The sequence below is a fragment of the Yersinia sp. 2545 StPb PI genome (genome assembly GCF_052217125.1).
GTDB lineage: Bacteria > Pseudomonadota > Gammaproteobacteria > Enterobacterales > Enterobacteriaceae > Yersinia > Yersinia enterocolitica_E.
Genome location: NZ_JAZGPY010000001.1, coordinates 2,551,337 through 2,576,949, shown reverse-complemented (window position 1 = coordinate 2,576,949; position 25,613 = coordinate 2,551,337). Strand labels below are relative to the sequence as shown.

Below are 25,613 nucleotides of genomic sequence, written 5' to 3'. Positions count from 1 at the left end.
TAGTTTCTGTTTTTACTTGAGAGCGATCTTCGCTATTTATTCAACAGGTAAATTATTTAGTTCTTATTTATATGCCCGTAAGTAAGCGGGTATAAATACTGTCGCAGTGGCGTTCGTCAAACGGGAGAGAGAATGACTATATTGGAAATTTGTTGCTATAGCGTTGATTGCGCGCAGATAGCAGAAAAGGCAGGAGCCGACCGGATTGAATTGTGCTGCGGTCAGTCCGAAGGGGGCTTAACACCCAGCGTTGGTACATTAATGCAAGCCAATGAAACTGTTACTATTCCGGTGCATCCTATCGTAAGGCCTCGAGGTGGTGATTTTTGTTATAGCAATAATGATTTTGCAATCATCAAAAATGATATCGCGCGAATCCGTGATATGGGATTTGCGGGCGTAGTGGTTGGTGTACTGGATACCGACGGCCACATTGATATGCCACGGATGCGGGAGATAATGTCCATCAGTGGCCCATTGGCGGTCACTTTCCACCGGGCATTTGATATGTGCCAGAACCCAATGATTGCCTTACAGCAATTAACTGACCTGAATGTGGCGCGGATTTTAACCTCGGGCCAGCAGCCAAATGCTGAGCTGGGGTTGGCGTTATTAAAAGATTTGCTTGCTGCAACTCAGGATAAAGGGCCGGTTATCATGGCGGGCGCTGGGGTTCGTTTGACGAATATGCAAAAGTTTATTGATGCCGGTATCCGTGAGCTGCACAGCTCTGCCGGGCGGGCGGTCCCATCGACGATGAAATATCGCAAAGCGGGCGTCACTATGTGTGCTGACAGTGATGTTGATGAGTTTGCCCATTATTGTGTTGATGGTGATGTCGTTGAGGCAATGAAGAGTTTATTAGTGATGGGCCGCCCTCTTTCACAAAGTGCCTAGCTCTTTCAAGCGTGCTGCCAACCGTTGTACACTGCCCCGGCCAATTACGCCGGGGCTGCCTTATTATGGCTTACGCGCGATTAATACCGCTCGGAGGGGAGCAGGGTAGCCTTCTACCGTTTTACTCGGGTCATGTGGGTCAAGAAACTCGGCTAACGATTCGCTGGTCATCCAGTCAGTACGGCGTTGTTCATCGGTGGTGGTCAGCGCCATATCAGCGATCCTGACATCGACAAACCCACACTTTTCCAACCAGGCTTTCAATGCCGGTGCCGATGGAATGAAATATACGTTGCGCATCTGAGCGTAACGGTCACCCGGGACTAACACCTGTTGGCTATCGCCTGCAACGACTAAGGTTTCAAGTACCAGTTCACCGTCGCTGACCAACTGATTTTTGAGCTGATAAAGGTGGTCCAAAGGTGAGCGACGATGATACAGCACCCCCATCGAGAATACGGTATCAAAGGCTGCAAGTTCCGGCAGCTGTTCGATACCCAGTGGCAACACATGCGCTCGCTGATCCCCCCCTAGCAGTTTACGAATAGCTTCAAATTGGCATAAAAACAGCTGCATTGGGTCGATACCGACGGCCAGATGGGCACCTTCGCCAATCATGCGCCACAAATGATATCCACTACCACAACCGACATCCAAAATGCTACGGCCAGCCAGTGGGCTAATATGCGGTAACACCCGTTGCCATTTCCAGTCAGAACGCCATTCAGTATCAATATCCAGCCCATATAGCGAGAATGGGCCTTTGCGCCACGGCATCAGCGCACGCAACATATTCTCCATCCCTTCCCGCTGACCGGCAGAGATCGGGGGGGACATTTCGGCCCGTACACCGTCACGCAAATCCAAGGTGGTCGGTGTAAGTAACGGCAAATGCTCTACCGCATTAAACCAGGTTTTAAACTTGCCGTGTAACGACTCACGCTGCCAGGCACTGAGCTGAGCGGGCAGGGTATCTAACCATGGGCTTAACGGGCCTTTGGCAATCAGCCGGTAAAAATCGCCAAATTCAATCATTGCGCCTCTCCTGCTTTCAGGGCGATCAGAGAACCAAAGTTAAAGCATTGAAACCAGACTTCTGCGTGTTCAAAACCCGCCTGATGCAAGCGTTGTTTATGGGTTTCAACCGAGTCGGTTAACATGACGTTCTCCAGCATGCTGCGTTTCTGACTGATTTCCAGTTCGCTATAGCCATTAGCGCGCTTAAAATCGAGGTGCATATTGAACAGTAATTCGCCAATATCGTTATCTTCAAAATTGAATTTTTCGGATAACACCAGAGCACCTCCCGGGCGTAACCCTTGGTACACTTGGTTAAGTAGCCGCTGGCGATCTGCCGGTTCAAGGAATTGTAGGGTGAAGTTAAGCACCACCATGGAGGCATTTTCCAGCCGAATATCCAGAATATCGGACTCGACAACCTCCACCGGCGTTTCCGCCCGGAAAGCATCAAGATGGCGGCGACAACGTTCGACCATTGCCGGCGAGTTATCCACGGCAATAATTTTGCAACCTTCAGCCTTAATATTACGGCGCATTGACAGGGTGGCCGCACCCAGCGAGCAGCCGAGATCATAAATCTGGCTGTGAGGCTGCACAAAACGTTCCGCCAACATGCCTATCATCGAAATAATATTGGAGTAACCAGGGACCGATCGCTGGATCATATCGGGGAACACTTCAGCAACTTTTTCGTCGAAGGTCCAGTCACCTAACTTGGCAATAGGGGCAGCAAATAGGCTGTCACGCAGTGGCTCGATAGCCCCAGCCGGATGGCGTTGTGCGTCGTTTTGAGATTGAGTGTCGCGATTTGGCATGACTGTCATTGGCATTAACAAGAAATTTAAGGCGCATATTATAACAGAAAACCAAACGCATTAGCGTGATAATGCGTGAGAAGAGGGCTGATAGACACAGATGAGCGTGAAGGCGGTAGTCAGCCGCCCAAACTAATAGAACTCCGGCGATGGGGACCTCGCAACGGAACAAGCGATAAGCCTATCAGGTCAGACTGAAAATCTGATCCCAAGGCAAGTAGTAAATATTAGCTATAACCATTAATACCAAAGAAACATAGGTGGCACTCATCCCGGAGCGACGCCAGCGAATTTCGCGATGGCGTAAACCATAATAATGTAGCAGGCGGCCAACTATCAGCATTAATCCACAGATATGGATCATCCACGTTTCAGCACCGTTCATCTCCATCATAATGAGCAAAATGACAGCAATAGGGATATATTCTACGGCGTTCCCATGTACCCGGATAGCGGTTTGTAATTCATAAAAACCGCCGTCGCCATAAGCTACCCGGTACTGGTTTCTCAATTTAACCACATCAAATGAAAGCTTTATCAATAACAGTGCGCCCAACACGACATAAAGCGAGCTAACCATTTTCAACTCCATTGCCCAACCATAGACTGGCGGAATAATGATAACCGCCTGTTGGGTCACTGTCGCTAGAAAAATCGATGGATTGTCATTTCTTGAGGTTCAGTTTAGTGTTTGGAAAGATGAGCTTAAAACAACGTCACTTGTTCAGGCCAGTCAGGTGCGGTTGCTAGCGTCGGTATGCGTGCTGCCAACTGTTGCCATAGCTTTTGTGCTTGCTGCGGCGAGTCACTGTTATCTGGTGTGTGAATGAATAAATAAGGTTGATATTGCTGTTCCCACTGTGGCAGCCTTTGTAACCATGGCGAAAATAGAGCCAAATTATCATCTATTTGGTCGCCACCAATAAATCGCACCAAGGGGTGACTGCCAGTGACGACGGCATGAACAGGGAGGCGGGGTTTCTTGCTTTGTGCATCCCGTACGGCCGCAGTTGCCGGTTTGGCGGCATGAATAGCGCGGCTATCTAATATTACCCGATTGATTGACCGTTGGTGCAAACCTTGATTGAGCGCCAACTCAGCAGCACCTTTGGCAAAAAACTCAGGATGACGCACTTCGACCCCATAATTGAAGCCTGCGGGCAATTTATCGAGAAATTGCCACAAATGGTTCAACGCATTAGGCCCAAATGCTGCGGGCAACTGTAACCACAACTGGCCAATGCGTTCATGCAGTGGAGCCAAACAGTGATAAAAAGCCTGTAGATCTTGCTCACATTCGCGCAAAGCCGCCTGATGGCTAATCGTCGAGGGGAATTTAAAGCAAAAGCGGAAACTGTTCGGCGTCATATCACGCCAGCGCTGTACTATTTCCAGCCGTGGCAATGCATAAAACGTGGTATTCCCTTCAACACAATTAAAGTAGCGGCTATAGTCAGCTAAATCCTTGATACCCAGCCGGTTCCAGGTTGGATGTTGCCATTGCGGCAGTCCGATATACATATTTTACCCTTCTTACTTGGCGCTACAGCGTTGTTAGCTGCACTCATTCACCCGAATCACTGACTAATGTCAGCTCATCGGGATTAATGAGCCTCATACTGAGGCTCACCCTGCGGGCTAGCATAAATGCTGTTCAAATCGATTCCCGACCGATTTGTCATTCATTTGCTGCCTAGCTGTAACACCAATTAATTTGGGTAAACTTTTATCACTTGGCGCTACAGCGTTGTTAGCTGCGCTGACGTTATAGCGTTACGCGTTAAGGGCCGCAAGAATTTCGCTACTGCTGCGCACGCGGGATATCCGCGGGAAAATATGGGTAAATGCGAACTGCTGCATCTCGCTGCTCGCCGTACTGCAACCATCTTCGGCAATCACCAACTCATAACCGTGCTCCCAAGCGGCACGAGCTGTTGATTCCACACCAATATTGGTGGCAATCCCCGCCAATACGATGGTCTTTATGCCGCGTCGGCGTAATTGTAAATCCAAATCTGTGCCGTAAAATGCGCCCCACTGGTGTTTAGTAATTTTGATATCTTGATCAGCCACCGCGAGTTGTTCTGGGAACGTCCACCATGAGTCTGGCAACCCACCCTCGGGGGCAGGGCTTGGCTGATCTACGGGCTGTTTTAGTGCCTCGGCGAAGGAGTCAGACCAACCCACTCGCACTAAAACCACCGGAGCACCTAGCAGGCGAAACTGCTTTGCCAATTGTGCGTTGGTGGCGATGACCTGTTCAGCCGTATAGGGGCCTTTGGCAAAAGGTAAGATCCCTTGTTGTAGGTCAATCAGTACCAGTGCGGTGGTTTTTGCATCAAGTTTCATTCTGTTACGCCTCAATATCATTATGCGAAAGTCTGGATGAGCGGTTCCACCTGCTGACCCGTTGTTGCTAGCATATGTTATCGGGCGGTCCTTGTGAGGGGATAAATTTGTTAAATGATGTGTTAAAACATCGCTGAAAGGGATTTTGTCATGCCTGAGCTGTGCGTTCGCTCTTATCTATACCATGAAATTCCTTTATAATGGCCCCCATTTTTCAAGACTCTTTAATCCAAAACACCTAAGAAAACAGTCGCACGGACAGTGCATAACGCGTGTGGCATCGGCTGAGTAAAAGGATATTGTATGCGTACTGAGTATTGCGGGCAGTTGAATCTGTCCCATGTGGGCCAAAGCGTTACACTTTGTGGTTGGGTTAACCGTCGTCGTGACCTCGGTGGTCTGATTTTTATTGATATGCGTGATCGCGAAGGCATCGTTCAGGTATTTTTCGATCCAGACCATAAAGCCGCTTTTGAACAGGCTTCAGAGTTGCGTAATGAGTTCTGTATCCAGATTACCGGCACCGTGCGTGCGCGCCCAGATAGCCAAATCAATAAAGATATGTCGACGGGGGAAGTGGAAATCTTTGCCAATGCGCTGAATATCATCAACCGTTCTGAGCCGTTGCCACTGGACTCTAATCAGACCAACACTGAAGAACAGCGTCTGAAGTATCGCTATTTGGATTTGCGTCGCCCGGAAATGGCCGACCGCCTGAAAACCCGTGCAAAAATCACCAGCTTTGTCCGTCGCTTTATGGACAGCCATGGTTTCCTTGATATTGAAACCCCAATGCTGACCAAGGCAACGCCAGAAGGTGCGCGTGACTATCTGGTGCCAAGCCGGGTACACAAAGGCAAGTTCTATGCATTGCCACAATCACCACAACTGTTTAAACAGTTGCTGATGATGTCTGGCTTTGACCGTTATTATCAGATCGTAAAATGCTTCCGTGATGAAGATTTGCGTGCTGACCGCCAGCCTGAATTCACCCAAATCGATGTTGAAACCTCTTTCATGACCGCCGATCAAGTGCGCGAAGTGATGGAGAAACTAGTGCGTGAATTGTGGCAGGAAACCAACGGTGTCGAGCTGGGTGATTTCCCGGTGATGACTTTTGCTGAAGCTATGCGTCGTTTCGGTTCTGATAAACCAGACCTGCGTAACCCAATGGAATTGGTGGATGTTGCGGATCTGGTTAAAGAGGTTGAGTTTAAAGTCTTCTCTGGCCCGGCAAATGATGTCAAAGGTCGTGTCGCTGCACTGCGTGTTCCCGGTGGCGCACAGGTTACCCGTAAGCAAATTGATGAGTACGGCCAGTTTGTCAACATCTATGGCGCGAAAGGCTTGGCATGGTTGAAAGTCAATGACCGTGCAGCCGGCGTTGAGGGTGTACAAAGCCCCATTGCGAAATTCCTCACTGCAGAGGTGCTGGAAGCCATTCTGGCTCGCACTCAGGCTGAAAGCGGCGATATCCTGTTCTTTGGTGCCGATAGCAACAAAATCGTCACTGACGCGATGGGTGCATTGCGTCTGAAAGTAGGTCGTGATCTGGAACTGACCAAACTGGGAACATGGGCGCCGCTGTGGGTGGTTGACTTCCCGATGTTTGAAGATGATAGCGAAGGCGGCCTAACGGCGATGCATCATCCGTTTACTGCACCAAAAGAGATGAGCCCAGAGCAATTGGCTGCGGCACCGACTACGGCTATCGCCAATGCGTACGATATGGTGATTAACGGTTATGAAGTAGGTGGCGGTTCCGTGCGTATTCACCGTACCGAAATGCAGCAACAGGTGTTTGGTATTCTGGGTATCAATGAACACGAGCAGCGTGAGAAATTTGGCTTCCTGCTGGACGCATTGAAATATGGCACACCACCACACGCAGGTCTGGCTTTCGGTCTGGATCGTCTGGTGATGCTGCTGACCGGTACTGATAACATTCGTGATGTCATTGCTTTCCCGAAAACCACTGCTGCGGCTTGTCTGATGACCGATGCGCCAAGCTTTGCTAATCCTGCTTCTCTGCAAGAGCTGTCAATCAGCGTAGTGGCGAAGAAAGGGGCAACAGACGTAGCGGAAGAAGAGAAGAAGTAATGAATTATATATACCCAATAGATTTCAAGATGCAGGAAGGCGGCAAGCAAGAGAATCCCGGTGAGCTTACACCGGTAAGTGATTCGGATGATTGAGCGAAGCCAACACACTTGCAGTTTGAAAGATGACGGGTATAAGCGCCCAGAATCAATACTGGCGGTGATCTACGCCAGATCCAGTGGTCGGGTGTTGATGTTGCAACGGCGTGATGATCCTGATTTTTGGCAGTCGGTGACCGGCAGTCTGGAAGAGGGGGAAGCGCCGCGGCAAACCGCACAGCGCGAAGTAAAGGAAGAAGTCGGCATTGATATACTGGGTGAAAACCTTGATCTACTCGACTGCCTGCGTTGTGTGGAATTTGAACTCTTTGTGCATTTGCGCCGTCGCTATGCGCCGGGTGTTACGCGGAATAAAGAACATTGGTTCTGTCTGGCGTTACCCGAAGAGCGGGATGTGGTTATCACCGAACATCTTGCCTACCAGTGGTTAGATGCTGCAGATGCCGCAGCATTAACTAAATCCTGGAGTAATCAGCAAGCGATTGAAGAGTATGTTCTTTATTCAAGCTAGTATTTTTGGAGATACTTATTTATGGCAGGTCATAGTAAATGGGCCAACACAAAACACCGCAAAGCGGCACAGGATGCTAAGCGCGGTAAGATTTTCACTAAAATTATCCGTGAGCTGGTGACTGCGGCACGTCTGGGTGGTGGTGATCCCGGTGCAAACCCACGTTTACGTGCGGCCATCGATAAAGCGTTATCGAATAATATGACGCGTGACACCCTGAACCGCGCAATTGCCCGTGGTGTTGGTGGTGACGAAGATAACAATATGGAAACCATTATTTACGAAGGCTACGGACCTGGCGGCACTGCCGTGATGGTTGAATGTCTGAGTGATAACCGTAACCGTACCGTATCTGAAGTCCGCCATGCATTCACTAAGACCGGCGGTAATTTGGGAACCGATGGTTCTGTTTCCTATCTGTTTACCAAAAAAGGCGTCATTTCTTACGCACCAGGTCTGGCTGAAGATACCGTGATGGATGCGGCATTGGAAGCGGGTGCCGATGATATCGTGGTATATGATGACGGTGCTATTGATGTGTTCACTGCTTGGGAGTCATTGGGCGCGGTGAAAGATGCTTTGGATGCAGCGGGTCTGGTGGCTGAAGGTGCTGAAGTTGCGTTGATTCCATCAACCAAAGCGGATTTGGATGCAGAAACCGCACCAAAACTGCTGCGTTTGATCGATATGCTGGAAGACTCTGATGATGTGCAAGAGGTTTACCATAATGGTGAAATCTCTGATGAAGTGGCGGCAACATTGTAAAACAGCGTCATCTCATCCGGTTGTTCAATGAGTTATGTCATTCTCACTGGCCGCATTCTGTGGCCAGTGTTTTTAGAGGCACCCCCGGTATTGCACAGGTACGGTGCCTTTGCTCATTAATGTTACTCAACATAATATTAATGAGAAGCAATGCAGCGAATAAGGTAAAAAACTGGTATGGCGATCGTATTAGGCATCGATCCCGGTTCTCGTGTCACCGGTTATGGCGTTATTCGCCAGCAAGGCCGTCAGCTCACTTATCTGGGCAGCGGTTGTATCCGCACTGTTGTTGACGATATGCCTACTCGTCTGAAGCTAATTTATGCTGGTGTGACTGAAATTATCACTCAGTTCCAACCTGATTTTTTTGCTATTGAACAAGTGTTTATGGCGAAAAACCCGGATTCGGCATTAAAGCTGGGGCAAGCACGCGGCGCTGCAATTGTTGCTGCGGTAAACCTGAATTTACCGGTTTCTGAATATGCCGCCCGCCAGGTAAAGCAAACTGTGGTGGGAACCGGGGCGGCAGAAAAAAGTCAGGTTCAACATATGGTGCGTTCACTGTTAAAACTGCCAGCGAATCCCCAGGCCGATGCGGCTGATGCATTAGCTATTGCGATAACCCATTGCCATCTTAGTCAAAATACCTTGCGATTGGGGAATGACCAAATGACATTGGCGCGTGGCAGAATTCGCTAACCCATTACCAGACGCGAACAGGTTAACAGTTATTGTTGGCTGGATATCCATCCAGCCTTTTTTGTGCTATAAACAGCCATTATGTTTATACCCGACCGCGGGTAAACGAGGAGAGAGTCAACGTGATAGGGCGCCTCAGAGGTATCATTCTGGAAAAACAGCCACCGTTGGTGCTGTTGGAAACAAACGGTGTTGGCTATGAAGTCCAATTACCAATGACCTGCTTTTATGAGCTGCCGGACTTGGGGCAGGAAGCCATTATCTTTACCCAATTTATCGTGCGTGAAGATGCTCAGCTTTTGTATGGCTTTAATGATAAGCAGGAGCGGGCGCTGTTTCGCGAACTGATTAAAGTTAACGGTGTTGGTCCTAAACTGGCGCTGGCCATTCTCTCCGGCATGTCTGCGCAGCAATTTGTGGCCGCGGTTGAACGGGAAGACATTACCACTTTGGTTAAATTACCCGGTGTCGGCAAGAAGACGGCCGAACGGCTGGTGGTGGAAATGAAAGACCGCTTTAAAGGTCTGAATGGCGATCTGTTCAATAATACCGGCGATATTCAGTTGCCCGCCAGTTCATCGCAAACATCGGATGCCGATATTGAGGCGGAAGCTGCTTCGGCACTGGTTGCTTTGGGCTATAAACCACAGGAAGCCAGCCGTTTGGTGAGCAAAATTGCTAAACCGGGTGCTGACTGTGAAACCCTGATCCGCGACGCTCTGCGTTCCGCATTATAGAGTGAGTCATACAGGATGATTGAAGCAGACCGCCTGATATCGGCAGGTATTATCAGTGATGAAGAGAGCATTGATCGGGCTATCCGACCAAAGCTATTGGCAGAATATGTCGGGCAGCCCCACGTCCGCGAGCAAATGGAAATCTTCATTCAGGCGGCAAAACAGCGTGGCGACGCGCTTGATCATGTCCTGATTTTCGGCCCGCCAGGGCTGGGTAAAACCACATTGGCAAATATTGTTGCTAATGAGATGGGGGTGAACCTGCGAACTACCTCCGGCCCGGTCTTGGAAAAGGCCGGTGACTTAGCGGCGATGCTGACCAATCTTGAACCACACGATGTCCTGTTTATTGATGAAATCCATCGATTATCGCCGGTTGTAGAGGAGATCCTCTATCCGGCAATGGAAGATTATCAATTGGATATCATGATTGGTGAAGGCCCCGCCGCCCGTTCAATCAAACTTGATCTGCCGCCATTTACCCTGATTGGTGCCACCACTCGCGCCGGTTCATTGACCTCTCCACTGCGTGACAGGTTTGGTATTGTGCAACGCCTGGAATTTTATCAGGTGGCAGATTTAGAACATATTGTCGCGCGCAGTGCCAAGTGTATGGGGTTGGAACTGACGCCAGAAGGGGCTCATCAACTGGCGCGTCGTTCAAGAGGGACGCCACGTATCACTAACCGTCTGCTGCGCCGGGTGCGAGATTTTGCTGAGGTCAGAGCCGATGGCGCGATTAACGGCGATGTGGCGATGAAAGCGCTAGATATGCTTAATGTCGATGCCGAAGGGTTTGACTTTATGGACCGTAAGCTGTTGCTCGCCGTGATTGACAAGTTTATGGGCGGTCCGGTAGGGCTGGATAACTTGGCCGCCGCGATTGGCGAAGAGCGGGAAACGATTGAAGACGTACTGGAACCTTATTTGATCCAACAAGGTTTTATTCAACGCACACCACGTGGGCGAATTGCCACCAATCATGCTTACAAACATTTTGGGATTACCCGCGAAGAGTAAATTTTTTGATGCAGGGCTGAGCCAATGCCAGCCCTGATGGAGTGATAGTCAGGCGGTTGCTTGTTCGCCGACAGGTATGTTAATCATTCGATTAAGCCATGGAATGAGTAGCGCCATAACCAGTGCAATGGCCAGTGTGGCGATGCCAATTTTGCCAAAAACATCGGTATAGATAGGCAGTGTTTCGAGTGGGTCTGTTATCCCTTCTGGTGTCGCGGTAAAGGTGGCAACATAACCGCCAATCAGGAACGATGCGGCTTGCGTCAGGAACCACATCCCCAGAATAAAGCCCATCAGATATTGCGGTACCAGTGCCGCCACCATCGCTAAACCTAAAGCACTGATCATCAATTCCCCCAGGCTCTGGAATAAGTAAACCAGAACGATAAACCAAGGTGATGTCAGACCTTGTGCATCAGCAAACCACATCCCCGCGGCGGCCGCTGTCAGAAAACCCAGTGAACATAAAAACATACCTAAAGTAAATTTGGCCGGCATCGATAAATCACGGTTTTTACTGCCCAGGCGGGTATAAATTGAGGCTAAAATCGGGCTGGCCACCACTACCCAGAATGGATTTAGTGCCTGGAAACTCACCGGATTGATAGTGAAACCAAGAATTTCATGATGAACATTATTGATGGCGAAGAAGTTGAGTGACGTCGGCATCTGTGCATACAGCACGTAGAAGACGATAGCTTCAATCATCAGAATAAAAGCGACATACATTTTATTGCGGCCTAATTTATCCTGCTTAAATGCTTCTTTGAAAAAGATAAATACCACAATCAACGATAAAACGATTAGCACCAGATTGGCAATCACCACATGGTTCATTAACCAAGCACAGAGACATATCATCACTGCACTGCCAGCCAGTACCAGTAGCAAGTTTCGCCAATTTAACGGTTTAGCATCAGGCTCGGAACCGATATAACTCACCATATGGCGGCAGCAGAAATAGACCAACAAAGCAAAAATCAAACCAATACCGCACAAATAATAGGTCACGGTATAACCGAAGCGTTCGGCAATAACCGGAGCCAATGACAGTGAAATTAGGGAGCCGATATTGATCGACATGTAAAACAAGGTGAAGGCCCCATCAAGGCGTGGATCTTTGGGGAGATAGCATTTTGACAATAGGCTAGCCGGATTAGCTTTAAACAAACCATTACCGACAGCAATGGTCCCCAAAGCAAAGAAGATTAGATTTGGGTTATATAGTGATAAACCGGTAGCAAAGTATCCGAGAGCCAGCACGATAGCGCCTAATACCATGGTGCGTTTAGTGCCTAATAAATGGTCGCCGACATATCCACCAATCGAAATCAGGCCATAAACCAAAGCGGCAAAAGCCCCAAAAGTGACAAACGCTTGTTCCTGTGAAAACCCTAACTGCTTTACGAAGAAAACAGCAAGAATACCTTGAACACCGTAATAACCGAACCTCTCCCATAGTTCGACAAAGAAAATCATGAAGAATGGTTTGGGTTGCTGAAGTAAACCAGTGGGTGTGGATCTATCCATGAGAACCGCCTCTGCGGAATAATCATTCTGCGTAAATTGGGAGCATACAAGCCCATGCAGAAATGAAAGAGGTATCTGCATAACCATTATATTGCTCATTGATTTGAGTGATAGGCAGGGTATTACACTGCAATTTTATTGTATTTGTGGTTGATCACACTAATTAAAATATAAAATACAGAATTGATGATTGTTGGAATATTTAGCAATAGACGCTAATCGTGAACGAGGTTATTGCTATTAGTGGCGGGAGTTAATGGTTTGAGAACATTAATGGTAAGGGTGGATAGGGGGTTTATTACTCTAACCCCCCCCCTTTAATCGAGCAATTATCCACGCGCCTTTTGTGACAGGCTGAGTACAAACATGACCGCCGCACAAAGTACCACTGAAGGCCCAGCGGGGGTGTCATAGAAAGCAGAGAATGTCAGACCACCGGTCACGGCAACAATACCGATACCGATGGCAATTCCAGCCATCTGTTCGGGGGTTCGGGCAAAACGACGAGCTGCCGCAGCAGGAATGATTAGCAGTGAGGTGATAATCAGCGCGCCAACAAACTTCATCGACAGCCCGATAGTCAGTGCGGTGACCAGCATTAGCAACATCCGTACCCGTTCTAGGTTGACCCCATCAACATGAGCCAGCTCCGGGCTAACCGTCATTGACAGCAGTGCCCGCCATTGCCAGCACAGCACCGCTAACACCACAATAACACCTACGGCAATCAACCAGATATCACTCAGTGTTACGGAAAGTAGATCACCAAACAGATAGGCCATTAAATCGACCCGGACATTATGCATCAGACTCACGACCACCAGGCCCAGTGATAATGCGCTGTGAGCCATGATCCCCAGTAGCGTATCGACTGCTAACTGTGGGCGGCGTTCTAACCACACCAAAATCACGGCTAATACCATGGTCATTACAATCACGGCATAAAACGGATTCACATTTAGCAGTAAACCAAAAGCAACACCCAGTAAGGAGGCATGGGCCAGAGTATCACCAAAATAGGACATTCGACGCCAAACGACGAACGACCCCAGCGGGCCGGCCGCTGTTGCCAATAATACTCCTGCTAACCAGCCAGGTAGCAATAATTCAATCATGCCTCACGACTCCCGCTGTTCTTCAAAATAATCTTTCCGTGCAAATCGTGTCGATGATTATGGTGGTGGCGATAAACCGCTAGCTGCTCAGCGCCACGATTGCCAAACATGGCAATAAATTCAGGATGAGTGGAAACAACCTCTGGTGCACCAGAACAGCAGATATGTTGGTTAAGGCATAATACTTCATCAGTTTTGGCCATCACTAAATGCAAGTCATGGGAAACCATCATAACAGCACAGCCTAACTCTTTACGCAGTTGCTCGATTAAGTCGTATAGCGCTAATTGCCCATTAACATCAACACCTTGCGTTGGCTCATCCAGTACCAGTAACTGCGGTTTGTTCAGTAATGCACGGGCTAACAGCACGCGTTGGTTCTCACCGCCAGACAGTCTTTGCATGGGTTGGTCTAATAAATGTGCTGCATGCACACGCTTGAGTGCCGGCAGGATATCCGCCTTTTTGACACCCGGTTTCAAACGCATAAAACGGCTTACAGTGAGCGGTAATGTGGCATCCAAATGAAGTTTTTGCGGAACATAACCGATGCGTAAGCCCGGCTGACGGACAAGCGTGCCGCTGGTGGGAGGAATCAGCCCCAGAACCACGCGAACCAGCGTCGATTTACCGGCACCATTTGGCCCAAGCAGGGTGAGAATTCTTCCCGGTCGCAGTGAAAGGGAGATATCGTTCAGTACCCGCCGGCTACCAAAAGTGACGGATATATTATGTAGAGTTACCAATGTGGACATTATGATTACGTTTGCAGAACCGAGTGAATGTTATAATATTACGCTTTACCCAACAAAACGTCGAGAATTCGTATTATGTTACATAAAAAAAAATGGCTAAAGCGGGCAATGCTAGCCAGCGCAATTTTAATTGCCAACCCATTTAATATTGCCTCAGCGGCGGTCGTTACATCAGTACGGCCATTAGGTTTTATTGCCTCTGCCATTGCCGATGGGGTGTTACCAACGGAAGTATTATTGCCCGATGGTGCATCGCCACACGATTATGCGCTTCGTCCGTCGGATGTCCAGCGGTTACGCAGTGCCGAGCTGGTTATTTGGGTCGGACCAGAAATGGAAGCATTTTTAACAAAACCATTGACACAAGTTGCTGATAATAAAAAGATTGCACTGGCTGAGTTACCTTCAGTTACACCTTTATTGATCAAAGGTGACGAACATGATGAACATGAAGGTGAAACCGCAGGGCATGACCATGATCATGCTGAAGATAATCACAGTGACGAGCACCATCATGGCGAGAACAACATGCATATTTGGTTGTCGCCAACGATTGCGAAACAATCTGCAATCGCTATTCACGACAGATTATTGGAACTTATGCCACAAAATAAGGACAAATTAGATGCAAACCTGCGCCGATTCGAGGATCAACTAGCGCAAAACGAAAAAAATATTGCTACTATGTTGAAGCCTGCCCAAGGTAAGGGATATTTCGTCTTTCATGATGCCTATGGCTACTTTGAAAAACACTTTGGCTTGAGCCCGTTAGGGTATTTTACAGTCAATCCCGAAATACAGCCTGGTGCGCAGCGTTTACATCAAATTCGAACACAGTTGGTTGAGCATAAAGCGGTATGCGTTTTTGCTGAGCCACAATTCAGGCCGGCCGTCATTAATGCCGTTGCTAAAGGAACAAATGTGCGTTCAGGCACCTTGGATCCCTTGGGCAGCGGTATCGTATTAGGCAAGGACAGCTATGTGAACTTTTTGTCTCAGTTGTCGAACCAATACGTGAGCTGCCTGAAGTAAGATTAAAAGGATACTCATAAGTGCAGCAGATAGTCCGAACTATCACCTTGGCGTATAACAATCTCCCTCGACCCCACCGTATTATGCTGGGGTCGTTGACTGTAATGACACTGGCCGTAGCTGTTTGGCGGCCTTTTGTTTATCACCCCGAGCATGAACCTGTCGCTAAGAGCGTGGTATTAGATACCAGCCAAACCCGCATTTTATTACCTGAAGCCAGCGAACCCATCGATCAGCCCACGCCTGATGATGAAATTCCACAAGATGAGCTAGATGCCAAAGATGTTAGTGAAACCGGTGTTCATGAGTATGTGGTTTCAACTGGGGATACCCTGAGCAGCATTCTTACCCAGTACGGCATTGATATCTCTGATGTGTCGCTGTTGGCGACGCAAAACCGTGATCTGCGTAATCTGAAGATCGGGCAGCAAATCTCTTGGACCGTCAATGATACCGGTGATTTACAGAGCTTGACTTGGGAAGTTTCTCGTCGTGAAACGCGGACTTATGACCGTGTTGGCAATAATTTCAAAGAGACCAAAGAGCTACAAAAAGGTGAGTGGAGCAACAAGGTTCTGACGGGTCGCCTTGATGGCAGCTTTGTCACCAGCGCCAGGAAGGCAGGCTTGACGGCTTCCGAGATTCGCGCGGTCACTAAAGCATTACAGTGGCAGCTTGACTTCGCCAAACTGCGTAAAGGTGATCAATTCTCGGTTTTGATGTCACGTGAAATTCTTGATGGCCGCAGTGAGCAAAGCCAACTGGTCGGGGTGCGAATGCGTTCCGGTGGTAAGGATTACTACGCTATCCGTGCCGATGACGGTAAATTTTATGACCGGCTTGGTTCTGGCCTGGCCCGTGGTTTCATGCGTTTCCCTACCATGAAGCAATTCCGGGTGTCGTCAAACTTTAACCCACGCCGCCTAAACCCGGTAACCGGGCGTATTGCCCCGCATAAAGGTGTGGATTTCTCTATGCCTGTCGGGACGCCAGTGCTCGCCGTCGGTGATGGTGAAGTCGTGATCGCAAAACGCAGTGGGGCGGCGGGTAACTATGTTGCTATCCGCCATGGTCGCCAATACACCACCCGTTATATGCATCTGAAAAAGTTGTTGGTCAAGCCAGGTCAAAAAGTAAAACGTGGTGATCGTATCGCATTGTCAGGTAATACTGGCCGCTCTACTGGTCCTCATTTGCACTATGAATTCTGGATGAATCAGCAAGCCGTTAATCCATTAACCGCTAAATTACCGCGCTCAGAAGGCTTGAGTGGTAAAGACCGCAGTGAATATCTGGCTATCGCCAAGCAGGTCATTCCGCAGTTACAACTGGATTAACCGCTATCCAGTAACCACTATCTACCGGAGTGTTATACCCAGACAGTGGAGTTGCAGGGGGCAGCAAACCTACGAATCCCAATGAACTTAGGTTAAGTGATTCGGGTGAGTGGGAGTAGCTAGCAACCCTGCGGCTTCAAGGATGAAGGGTATACTATTATTAGCCCACAGAATTCCAAGAGTTCCCCCATGCATAAAGATAAACATGACGCCGCTGGCTTTATTCCGGTATTTAAGAAATCTTTCCTCCACCCACGGTTTTGGGGGGTATGGTTGGGGGCCGGTTCTATGGCCGCGATGGCTTATGTGCCACCGAAATTCCGCGATCCTTTGTTAGCAGGGATTGGCCGTCTGGCGGGCAAGTTTGCCAAGAGCGCCCGTCGTCGCGCGCGGATTAATCTTCTTTATTGTATGCCAGAGCTGCCGGAAGCTGAGCGCGAACATATCATTGACCAGATGTTTGCCACTGCGGCGCAACCGTTGATGATGATGGCAGAACTGTGCTTTCGTGAACCGAAGAAAGTACTCTCTCGGGTTCATTGGCACGGTTTGGAGATTCTTGACGAGTTGCAGCAGCAGCAGCGTAATGTCATTTTGTTGGTGCCACATGCCTGGTCGATCGATATACCGGCAATGCTGCTCGCAGAACAGGGCAAACCAGTTGCTGGTATGTTCCATCATCAGCGCAATCCGCTAGTTGATTATTTATGGAATAGTGCCCGTTTGCGGTTTGGTGGGCGAATTCATGCGCGTGAAAGTGGCATCAAGCCATTTATCAGTTCAGTGCGCCAGGGGTTCTGGGGCTACTATTTGCCGGATGAAGATTATGGCCCTGAGCAAAGTGAATTTGTTGATTTCTTTGCCACCTATAAGGCGACCTTGCCAGCAGTAGGGCGTTTGATGAAAGTATGTCGTGCGGCAATCGTACCGATGTTCCCAGTCTATAATTATCGCGAACACCGCCTTGATATCTATATTCGTCCACCGATGGATGATTTGGCTGATGCTGATGACGCCTATATTGCCCGCCGTATGAATGAAGAAGTTGAGTTGTTGGTCAAACCCAACCCGGAGCAATATACCTGGATTCTTAAGTTGTTGAAAACCCGTAAAGAGGGTGAGATAGAGCCTTATGTTCGTAAGGATATTTAACAGTCGCTATCGTGATTAAACATAAAAAAGCCCGCACATTTTAGTCGCGGGCTTTTGCATTTATTGGCTACAGCAAACTACTCAACACGTAGGATGCGGCTGGTATTGGTCGTACCAATAGTCCCCATCACATCGCCCTGCGTTACAATAACCAGATCACCTGAGACTAGGAAACCTTTATCTTTCAGTCGGCTGACAGCTTCACTGGCCGCCAGAACACCATCAGTATGGGTATCACAATAAACTGGCGTGACACCACGGTAGATTGCCGTCAGATTTAAAGTATGGTCATGACGCGACATCGCAAAGATAGGCAAACCGGAGCTGATACGGGACATCATCAGTGCCGTACGGCCAGATTCGGTCATGGCGATAATGGCCGTGATACCTTTCAGGTGGTTTGCTGCATACATGGTCGACATCGCGATAGCTTCTTCGACATTGTCGAATTGCACATCAAGGCGGTGTTTAGACACATTGATACTTGGGATCTTCTCCGCACCCAGACAAACTCGTGCCATAGCAGCAACAGTTTCTGCTGGATACTGACCGGCAGCGGTTTCTGCTGACAACATAACAGCGTCAGTACCATCTAGCACGGCGTTAGCTACGTCCATAACTTCCGCACGGGTTGGCATCGGGTTGGTTATCATTGACTCCATCATTTGAGTCGCGGTGATAACCGCACGGTTAAGCTGACGAGCACGGCGGATCAGTTTCTTCTGAATTCCCACCAGCTCTGGGTCACCAATTTCTACCCCCAAATCACCACGGGCAACCATCACTACATCAGAGGCCAGGATGATATCATCCATAGCTTCATCGGTTGCAACCGCTTCAGCACGCTCAACTTTTGCCACGATTTGTGCATTACAGCCAGCATCACGCGCCAAACGGCGGGCATAATGCAAATCTTCGCCAGTCCGTGGGAACGAAACAGCCAGGAAGTCCACCCCGATTTTAGCGGCGGTAATAATATCGGCTTTGTCTTTTTCTGTCAGCGCTTCTGCCGACAGACCGCCACCGAGCTTATTAATGCCCTTATTATTGGAGAGTGGGCCACCGACAGTAACTTCGGTGAACACTTTCATGCCCTGGACTTCAATGACTTTTAATTGTACCCGGCCATCATCCAGCAGCAAAATATCACCAGGAACCACATCAGCGGGTAGGCCTTTGTAATCGATACCGACTTTGTCTTTATCACCTTCGCCTTTTGCCATATTGGCATCGAGCAAGAATTTATCATGTACGTTAAGGAATACTTTGCCTTCCTTAAAAGTAGATACCCGGATTTTAGGACCTTGCAAATCGCCAAGAATAGCAACATGGCGCCCTAATCTTGCAGCGATCTCACGGACTTTATTGGCCCGCAACTCATGATCTTCGGCGCTACCATGGGAAAAATTCAGGCGGACTACGTTAGCACCAGCAGCAATAATCTTTTCCAGATTATTGTCGCGGTCGGTAGCCGGCCCCAGTGTAGTAACAATCTTGGTCCTTCTGAGCCGTCTGGACATCTCTTACTCCGTTGACTGATGAAGCATAGTGTTGTTAAAACAGCGGATAATGAATCCGATAGTAAAATGTAATTAAGATCAAATTTTACGACGACATGCGATACGATAACCCTGTTTTACCACACAGCGCCATGCATGTTATCCGCTTGCGGATGTAAAACGATTGATGCATAAATGGCCCCATCCGAGCACCACCAATACATCAATGACAACATTACAAAAGCGAGCTATTTACCCCTTATCGGTTTTGGTAACGTTTACCGCCGCCATACAAGGACTATTTTCCAATAATACGTCAAATTATTACTCCAGAAGATGCGCTAACACAAAACAAAGCGACTTCTGCCCTTGACGTTATTCACCGCTGTTGACGCGCGGCGAACCTTTATCAAAGCGCGATTCTTTCAAGGCGTCTTTCACACGTTTCAGGTTATCCCTGAATTTTGCTCCACGCCGTAGGGTAAACCCGGTTGCCAGCACATCAATTAATGTCAATTGAGCAATGCGGGAGACCATCGGCATGTACATATCAGTATCTTCCGGCACATCCAGCAGCAGTGATAGTGTTGCTTCATTTGCCAGCGGTGTATCACGCGAGGTGATAGCAATCACTGTGGCATCGTTTTCACGGGCTAAGTGGGCCAACTCGACCAGGTTTTTCGTCCGGCCAGTGTGAGAGATCAATACCACTACATCACCCTCACTGGAATTCATACAACTCATACGTTGCATAACGATGTCATCGAAATAAATTACCGGAATATTGAAACGGAAAAATTTATTCATCGCATCGTGAGCAACCGCGGCAGAGGCGCCAAGGCCAAAGAACGAAATTTTCTTCGCCTGAGTCAGTAAATCTACTGCCCGATTAATGGCCGCAATATCTAAATTGTTTTTCGCCATATCCAAGCTGGCCATGGTCGATTCGAAAATTTTTGTCGTGTAAGCAGCTACACTATCATCTTCTTCGACATTGCGGTTCACATAAGGTGTGCCATTTGCCAGACTTTGCGCCAAATGCAGTTTAAAATCAGGGAAACCTTTGGTGTCCAGTCGGCGGCAAAAACGGTTAACCGTCGGTTCGCTAACGTTCGCCATTTTGGCTAGTGTCGCGATACTTGAATGGATGGCAGTTTGTGGAGAGGCGAGGATCACCTCGGCGACTTTCCTTTCTGATTTGCTCAGGAGGTCCAGACTATTTTGGATATTTTCCAGCGTATTCATATATCGAGAGTCACCCATGGGTTTTACCGATTTCATTTAAAGGAGAAATCTATGCCGGTTTAATGAAAATATACTACGAGCTGGGACCCGTTGGCAGTGGCATAGGGTGGGAAGTAAGGTTTTTTCACCAGAATATGACCTGTGTCTAATTTTCATAATGGTAAATAGTTGTCAAAAACGTCATAAAATTACATTTTAAAGTTGCACGGCCTGATTTGGCGCGGCTTGGCACCCTGATGGATGTTTTTTAACCTTTTTTGCTCTGCTTTTATCTGGGTTTACTGGCTATAGTCAAAGAGAGTACATTAGTAATGTAAGAAAATTACAAATATCCTGCAACGAGGAGAATAACATGGCGGTAACTAATACAGCCCAGGCAGCCCAGGCGTGTGATCTGGTGATTTTCGGCGCTAAGGGAGACTTGGCTCGCCGGAAACTGCTGCCTTCCCTTTACCAATTAGAGAAAGCGGGTCACATCCACCCAGATACTCGCATCATCGGCGTAGGCCGTGCCGAGTGGGACAAAGACGCGTACACAGCCGTGGTAAAGGAAGCCCTCGATACCTTTATGAAAGAGAAGATGGATGATGAATTGTGGCAAAAGCTCAGTTCTCGTCTCGACTTCTGTAATTTGGATGTCAATGACAGCAAACACTTTGCCAAATTGGGCAAGATGCTGGATCAAAAAAATCGTACCACCATTAACTACTTTGCCATGCCGCCCGATACGTTTGGTGCAATTTGTAAAGGATTGGGCGAAGCAGGGCTGAATAAAGAGCCTGCTCGTGTGGTAATGGAAAAACCGTTAGGGAAGGATTTGGTCTCTTCTCGGGTGATTAACGATCAAGTGGCAGAATATTTCAACGAGTGTCAGGTTTACCGTATCGACCACTATTTAGGTAAAGAGACAGTACTGAACCTGTTGGCTCTGCGTTTTGCTAACTCACTGTTTGCTTCTAACTGGGATAATCGCACTATTGACCATGTGCAGATCACGGTTGCCGAAGAGGTCGGGATTGAAGGGCGCTGGGGCTATTTTGATCAGGCCGGCCAGATGCGTGACATGATCCAGAACCATCTACTGCAAATCCTGACCATGATTGCCATGTCACCGCCAGCAGATCTCAGTACTGACCGAATTCGTGATGAAAAAGTGAAAGTACTGCGATCATTGCGCCGTATCGACCACACCAATGTGCGGGAAACCACAGTACGTGGTCAGTATACCGCCGGTTTTGTCCAGGGTAATAAAGTACCCGGCTATCTGGAAGAGGAAGGGGCGAATAAGAACAGCAACACTGAAACGTTTGTTTCTATCCGTGTCGATATTGATGACTGGCGTTGGGCTGGGGTGCCGTTCTATTTGAGAACCGGCAAACGCCTGCCAACAAAATGTTCTGAAGTGGTGGTTTACTTTAAAAATCCGGCACTGAATCTGTTCCGCGAGTCTTATCAGCAATTGCCTCAAAACAAGCTGACGATCCGCTTGCAACCGGATGAAGGTATCGAGATTGAAGTGCTGAATAAAGTGCCAGGTCTGGAGCATAAACACCGTCTGCAAACCACCAAGCTGGACCTCAGCTTCTCCAAAACCTTTAACGAGCAGCATATTGCTGATGCCTACGAACGTCTGTTGCTGGAGACCATGCGTGGTATTCAGGCACTGTTTGTGCGCCGTGATGAGGTTGAGGAAGCGTGGAAATGGGTCGATTCCATTATGGATGCATGGGCGGCTGATAATGACGCACCTAAGCCATATCAATCTGGAACCTGGGGGCCGGTGGCATCCGTTGCCATGATTACCCGCGACGGTCGTTCATGGAATGAGTTCGAATAAATATTTAGGTTATGACTATACCCTAAATAATTCGAGTTGCAGGAAGGCGGCAAGCGAGAGACAAATCGGTCGGGAAGCGATTTGAACAGTATTTATGCTAGCCCGTAGGATGAGGCTCATTAACCCCGATGAGCTTACATCAGTAAGTGATTCGGGTTATTGAGCGTAGCCAACGTACATGCAGCTTGAAGTATGACGGGTATATTCCCGATAACAGCGCCTCACCTAGGCGCAATAATAAAGAGTCGTTAGCTGGCTCGCATTGTGATTCTTTATGGCAGACAGAAGCAGGAATACATGTGCTGCCTGCCATATTTCAACTGGCACCCTCGGGTGAGTACATGCCAATCGGCATAAGTGGAGATAACAACTGATGAAAAGCTGGAAAACGAGCGCAGAACAGATCATGACCGCAGGCCCCGTGGTCCCGGTGATTGTGATTAATAAGCTCGAGCAGGCGGTACCGTTGGCAAAAGCCCTGGTGGCTGGCGGTGTTCGGGTGCTGGAAGTGACGTTGCGCACCCCTTGTGCTGTTGAGGCTATCCGTGCTATCGCAAAAGAAGTTCCTGAGGCGATTGTCGGCGCAGGTACTGTGCTCAATCCACAGCAGTTGGCTGATGTGGTTGAGGCTGGCGCGCAATTTGCTATCAGCCCAGGGCTGACTGATGAATTACTTAAGGCAGCCACTGCAGGCTCAATCCCATTAATTCCTGGGATCAGCACCGTTTCAGAACTGATGCTGGGTATGAGTTATGGCCTGCGTGAGTTTAAATTCTTCCCGGCAGAAGCTAACGGTGGTGTTAAAGCATTGCAAGCCATCGGCGGCCCATTCTCGCAAGTGCGTTTCTGCCCAACCGGCGGCATTACCCCGAATAACTACCGTGATTACCTGGCGCTGAAAAGCGTATTGTGTATTGGCGGTTCATGGTTGGTTCCGGCAGATGCGCTGGAAAAAGGGGACTACGCTCGTATTACTGAATTAGCCAAACAAGCCGTGGCGGGTGCAACAGCATAAGCTGTTCTAACCTCCTGAACTGACGAGATAATTCGCATAATCTCGTCAAACTATAAACCTCTGCCATGCAGGGGTTTTGTTTTTTTAGAACCACTAACTTATTATTTTATAATCTCTTTTTTTAAACTATTTATAAAATTGATGGTTTGCTTTATAAAATTGGCTGTGGTAAAAATACAGCAGTGAATTATTCCATTTTGATGAGGGTTTTAGGCGTATCACACTAGGTTTGGCAAACAAGTATGTAGCTAAAGCATGTGTGGCTAAAAAAAAGAGATATATTATGATTAAAACTAATGGAATTACTTTCAAACCTTCTACCTGTCAACTTTTCCTGTCAGCCATTCTGGCCAGTGAGCATCACTGGTGTAGCGAGCTGTAGCGTCTTTATTCTTCCATCTTAAATACCCGTCATACTTCATGCTGCATGTGCGTTGGCTGCGTTCAATCACCCGAATCACTTACTGATGTAAGCTCATCGGGGGTCTCTTGCTTAGCGCCTTCCGGCAATTCGAATTATTTAGGGTATAAAAAAGTTTATACGCCAAGTGAGTTTCTATTTCTTACGGCCTGCGCATGTCTATTCCTTGTGAATAGGGCATCAAATTAGGATAACCGTAACAAATAGACCTTAGCGTGCGTTTTACCCGTTACTTTTCAAATAGCAGGGATGTTGGCCACTTATTACTCGGCCGTCCATGGGCCTCGCCTCTTTGAGGTCGCTGCTTGCACTTTGAAATCGATAGGGTAGCTGTGTTAGGAGAAGAATGATGATTTATTGGATATTTTTAGGTTTAGCGATTGTCGCAGAAATTATCGGCACGTTATCAATGAAATATGCCAGTGTCAGTGGTGAAATGACCGGGCATATCGTGATGTATTTTATGATAACCGGTTCATACATTTTACTGGCTCTGGCAGTGAAGAAAGTCGCGCTAGGCGTGGCCTATGCCCTGTGGGAAGGGATTGGCATCCTGATTATTACTGTGTTTAGCGTGCTGTGGTTTGATGAAAGCTTATCACCACTGAAAATTGCCGGTTTAGTGACCTTGATCGGCGGCATAATGTTAGTGAAGTCAGGGACGCGTAAGCCGAAGAAACCAAGCAGTCCGCACAACAATTCAGGTGAGCAGCATGCAACAGCTTGAGTTTTACCATATTGCGTTTCTGATTTTGGCGGTCATCCTGGAAATCATTGCCAATATCTTGCTGAAAATGTCAGATGGTTTTCGCCGAGTATGGTTAGGCATATTATCACTGCTGTCAGTGTTAGGGGCATTCAGTGCTTTGGCACAAGCAGTGAAAGGCATTGAATTATCAGTGGCTTATGCCTTGTGGGGCGGATTCGGTATTGCCGCCACCGTGGCCGCAGGTTGGATTTTGTTTAATCAGCGACTGAACTATAAAGGCTGGATCGGCCTGATTTTGCTACTGGCCGGCATGGTGATGATTAAGCTATCCTGATATCCCCTTTGTACTTGAAGCTGCAGGGGTGTTGGCTGCGCGCGCAAACCCGAATCACTTACCGGTGTAAGCTCATCGGGATTTGTTTGCTGGCAGCCTACCTGCAACTCCAATTACTTTGGGTATATCGAGTGACAGTTTTTAATCGAAGCTGATAAGCGGGGAAATGTACTGAATGGGTCCTTATTTGTTTAAAATACAAGGGGCGCGAGCCGTCAGAGTGCCCATCAGTGCAGTCGCCCCGCAGATCGCAAAATCAAATAGCCGCAATAATTTTGATTTCAACTTTGTACTTCGGATTCATCAATTTGGCTTCGACGGTACAACGCACTGGCGCATTGCCATCAACCACCCAGGCATCCCACGCCGCATTCATCGCCGCGAAGTCCGCACTGTCTGCCAGAAAAATGGTGGCATCCAAAATACGGCTTTTATCTGAACCGAGCTGATTCAACATCATATCTATTGCTGCCAGTGTGTTGGCAGTTTGCGCCGTGGCGTCTGCATCCAGATTTTCCGGTACGCTGGTGTAATAGATAGTGTTGTTAAATACCACAGCATCTGACCAACGTTTTTCTGGATTAATTCGTTCAATACTCATTTTCACTCCCTTGTGTGAATGTCAATGTCAGTTATCAGTAGTAGGGTAGCATAGCTTAT

At 48.2% G+C, this 25,613-nt stretch carries 25 protein-coding genes; 14 read left to right on the top strand and 11 right to left on the bottom strand.

Annotation, left to right across the window (positions count from 1 at the left end; all coding sequences use genetic code 11):
• The first annotated feature begins 132 nt into the window (after positions 1-132).
• Positions 133-897, top strand: coding sequence for a copper homeostasis protein CutC (gene cutC / locus V1955_RS11930; RefSeq protein ID WP_083159007.1), 765 nt, complete (start codon positions 133-135; stop codon positions 895-897).
• Positions 898-960: 63 nt separating this feature from the next.
• On the opposite strand, the gene cmoB is transcribed toward cutC, so the two are convergent.
• From cmoB to V1955_RS11905, 5 genes are all read right to left on the bottom strand, one after another.
• The gene (cmoB, locus tag V1955_RS11925) at positions 961-1,932 is read right to left on the bottom strand and encodes a tRNA 5-methoxyuridine(34)/uridine 5-oxyacetic acid(34) synthase CmoB (RefSeq protein ID WP_420073092.1); all 972 of its coding nucleotides are present in this window, start codon (positions 1,930-1,932) and stop codon (positions 961-963) included.
• Complete coding sequence (gene cmoA / locus V1955_RS11920; protein ID WP_102970419.1) at positions 1,929-2,732, bottom strand: carboxy-S-adenosyl-L-methionine synthase CmoA; 804 nt, start codon at positions 2,730-2,732, stop codon at positions 1,929-1,931. The genes cmoB and cmoA overlap by 4 nt, the downstream gene beginning before the upstream one ends.
• 184 nt (positions 2,733-2,916) lie before the next feature.
• Positions 2,917-3,312: an MAPEG family protein gene (locus V1955_RS11915; protein ID WP_083163679.1), complete on the bottom strand. Its 396-nt coding sequence runs from the start codon at positions 3,310-3,312 to the stop codon at positions 2,917-2,919.
• A 125-nt stretch (positions 3,313-3,437) separates the two neighbouring features.
• Positions 3,438-4,253, bottom strand: a complete 816-nt coding sequence (locus tag V1955_RS11910; protein WP_442820925.1) for a DUF72 domain-containing protein — start codon at positions 4,251-4,253, stop codon at positions 3,438-3,440.
• Positions 4,254-4,505: 252 nt separating this feature from the next.
• On the bottom strand, positions 4,506-5,081 hold the full coding sequence (locus tag V1955_RS11905) for a hydrolase (protein WP_372558917.1): 576 nt from the start codon (positions 5,079-5,081) through the stop codon (positions 4,506-4,508).
• Between the two features lie 303 nt (positions 5,082-5,384).
• Here V1955_RS11905 and aspS point away from each other — a divergent pair, with 303 nt between their 5' ends.
• From aspS to ruvB, 6 genes are all read left to right on the top strand, one after another.
• Positions 5,385-7,181, top strand: coding sequence for an aspartate--tRNA ligase (gene aspS / locus V1955_RS11900; RefSeq protein ID WP_442820924.1), 1,797 nt, complete (start codon positions 5,385-5,387; stop codon positions 7,179-7,181).
• Between the two features lie 87 nt (positions 7,182-7,268).
• Positions 7,269-7,751, top strand: coding sequence for a dihydroneopterin triphosphate diphosphatase (gene nudB / locus V1955_RS11895; RefSeq protein WP_102970418.1), 483 nt, complete (start codon positions 7,269-7,271; stop codon positions 7,749-7,751).
• A 21-nt stretch (positions 7,752-7,772) separates the two neighbouring features.
• Positions 7,773-8,516: a YebC/PmpR family DNA-binding transcriptional regulator gene (locus V1955_RS11890; RefSeq protein ID WP_083159003.1), complete on the top strand. Its 744-nt coding sequence runs from the start codon at positions 7,773-7,775 to the stop codon at positions 8,514-8,516.
• A 177-nt stretch (positions 8,517-8,693) separates the two neighbouring features.
• A complete protein-coding gene (ruvC, locus tag V1955_RS11885) occupies positions 8,694-9,215 on the top strand; it encodes a crossover junction endodeoxyribonuclease RuvC (RefSeq protein WP_005185237.1) in 522 nt (173 codons plus the stop codon).
• Between the two features lie 122 nt (positions 9,216-9,337).
• On the top strand, positions 9,338-9,952 hold the full coding sequence (ruvA, locus tag V1955_RS11880) for a Holliday junction branch migration protein RuvA (protein WP_083159002.1): 615 nt from the start codon (positions 9,338-9,340) through the stop codon (positions 9,950-9,952).
• A gap of 15 nt (positions 9,953-9,967) precedes the next feature.
• Positions 9,968-10,972 (top strand): Holliday junction branch migration DNA helicase RuvB, encoded by a 1,005-nt coding sequence (ruvB, locus tag V1955_RS11875; protein WP_083159001.1) that lies wholly within the window; start codon positions 9,968-9,970, stop codon positions 10,970-10,972.
• 48 nt (positions 10,973-11,020) lie between these two features.
• Here the strand turns inward: ruvB and dtpB are convergent, their stop codons facing one another.
• The 3 genes from dtpB to znuC form a co-directional block, all read right to left on the bottom strand.
• Entirely contained in the window at positions 11,021-12,502 is a 1,482-nt protein-coding gene (gene dtpB, locus V1955_RS11870) for a dipeptide/tripeptide permease DtpB (protein WP_442820923.1), read from the bottom strand.
• Between the two features lie 329 nt (positions 12,503-12,831).
• Positions 12,832-13,617, bottom strand: a complete 786-nt coding sequence (znuB, locus tag V1955_RS11865) for a zinc ABC transporter permease subunit ZnuB (RefSeq protein ID WP_083158999.1) — start codon at positions 13,615-13,617, stop codon at positions 12,832-12,834.
• Positions 13,614-14,372 (bottom strand): zinc ABC transporter ATP-binding protein ZnuC, encoded by a 759-nt coding sequence (gene znuC, locus V1955_RS11860; RefSeq protein WP_083158998.1) that lies wholly within the window; start codon positions 14,370-14,372, stop codon positions 13,614-13,616. Before znuC ends, znuB begins: the two co-directional genes overlap by 4 nt.
• 75 nt (positions 14,373-14,447) lie before the next feature.
• On the opposite strand from znuC, the gene znuA reads away from it, so the two are divergent.
• From znuA to lpxM, 3 genes are all read left to right on the top strand, one after another.
• A complete protein-coding gene (gene znuA, locus V1955_RS11855) occupies positions 14,448-15,404 on the top strand; it encodes a zinc ABC transporter substrate-binding protein ZnuA (RefSeq protein WP_083158997.1) in 957 nt (318 codons plus the stop codon).
• A gap of 20 nt (positions 15,405-15,424) precedes the next feature.
• Entirely contained in the window at positions 15,425-16,741 is a 1,317-nt protein-coding gene (mepM, locus tag V1955_RS11850) for a murein DD-endopeptidase MepM (protein ID WP_102970417.1), read from the top strand.
• Positions 16,742-16,930: 189 nt separating this feature from the next.
• Positions 16,931-17,893 (top strand): lauroyl-Kdo(2)-lipid IV(A) myristoyltransferase, encoded by a 963-nt coding sequence (gene lpxM / locus V1955_RS11845; RefSeq protein WP_083158996.1) that lies wholly within the window; start codon positions 16,931-16,933, stop codon positions 17,891-17,893.
• Between the two features lie 77 nt (positions 17,894-17,970).
• Here the strand turns inward: lpxM and pyk are convergent, their stop codons facing one another.
• Entirely contained in the window at positions 17,971-19,413 is a 1,443-nt protein-coding gene (gene pyk, locus V1955_RS11840) for a pyruvate kinase (RefSeq protein ID WP_083158995.1), read from the bottom strand.
• A gap of 354 nt (positions 19,414-19,767) precedes the next feature.
• Entirely contained in the window at positions 19,768-20,655 is an 888-nt protein-coding gene (locus tag V1955_RS11835) for a MurR/RpiR family transcriptional regulator (protein ID WP_372558924.1), read from the bottom strand.
• A gap of 334 nt (positions 20,656-20,989) precedes the next feature.
• On the opposite strand from V1955_RS11835, the gene zwf reads away from it, so the two are divergent.
• From zwf to mdtI, 4 genes are all read left to right on the top strand, one after another.
• Positions 20,990-22,474: a glucose-6-phosphate dehydrogenase gene (gene zwf / locus V1955_RS11830; RefSeq protein WP_442820922.1), complete on the top strand. Its 1,485-nt coding sequence runs from the start codon at positions 20,990-20,992 to the stop codon at positions 22,472-22,474.
• A 373-nt stretch (positions 22,475-22,847) separates the two neighbouring features.
• The gene (locus tag V1955_RS11825; protein WP_083158992.1) at positions 22,848-23,489 is read left to right on the top strand and encodes a bifunctional 4-hydroxy-2-oxoglutarate aldolase/2-dehydro-3-deoxy-phosphogluconate aldolase; all 642 of its coding nucleotides are present in this window, start codon (positions 22,848-22,850) and stop codon (positions 23,487-23,489) included.
• 770 nt (positions 23,490-24,259) lie between these two features.
• On the top strand, positions 24,260-24,637 hold the full coding sequence (mdtJ, locus tag V1955_RS11820) for a multidrug/spermidine efflux SMR transporter subunit MdtJ (protein WP_193784816.1): 378 nt from the start codon (positions 24,260-24,262) through the stop codon (positions 24,635-24,637).
• Positions 24,624-24,953, top strand: a complete 330-nt coding sequence (gene mdtI / locus V1955_RS11815; protein WP_005163022.1) for a multidrug/spermidine efflux SMR transporter subunit MdtI — start codon at positions 24,624-24,626, stop codon at positions 24,951-24,953. The genes mdtJ and mdtI overlap by 14 nt, the downstream gene beginning before the upstream one ends.
• Positions 24,954-25,209: 256 nt before the next feature.
• Here the strand turns inward: mdtI and V1955_RS11810 are convergent, their stop codons facing one another.
• A complete protein-coding gene (locus V1955_RS11810; protein WP_083158990.1) occupies positions 25,210-25,554 on the bottom strand; it encodes a RidA family protein in 345 nt (114 codons plus the stop codon).
• Positions 25,555-25,613 lie beyond the last annotated feature (59 nt).